We start from the raw sequence: 472 nt of genomic DNA on the forward strand, positions 1-472 counted from the left end.
GGGCTTCGAGCGCGGCCAGGCTGTGCGGCGCAATGATCGGTGCGCCTTGCGACGGGCCACCGACCAGCAGGCGGCCGGTCACATTGATGGTCCAGGGATCATCGCTTACGCGCGGGCGTGTTTCGATCACGAACCCCGCCGTGCGCGGATCGAGCGTCAAGCGGAACAGGCGGCCTTGCTGCGGCTGGAAGACCACCGGCGTGCGGATTTCGAGGTTCTCGACCGCGCAATCTTGCGTGCCGAAGTAGCTACGCGCGGCAGCCAGCGCCATCTCGGCGTAGCCCGCTCCCGGGAAGGTGACGGCGCCATCCACCACGTGGCTGGCAAGCATCGGAAGCTTGACTGGGTCGATCTGGTTTTCCCAGGCCGCAGCAGCGTCCTTCAACCGGTAGCCGAGCAGCGGGTGCTCACGGTGGCGGTGAACGAGGTCGTAGCCTTCCGCCGTGATGGGCGCCCAATAGGCCGTGCGCTG

At 67.4% G+C, this 472-nt stretch carries 1 protein-coding gene; it reads right to left on the reverse strand.

Going from position 1 to position 472, the window contains the following annotated elements:
- Nucleotides 1-472: polyketide synthase dehydratase domain-containing protein (locus RVY79_RS17320; protein WP_317465718.1), on the reverse strand; the 472-nt coding region annotated here is incomplete at both ends.

It is taken from the genome of Chromohalobacter sp. HP20-39, assembly GCF_033052815.1.
In the GTDB taxonomy this organism is placed as follows: domain Bacteria; phylum Pseudomonadota; class Gammaproteobacteria; order Pseudomonadales; family Halomonadaceae; genus Chromohalobacter.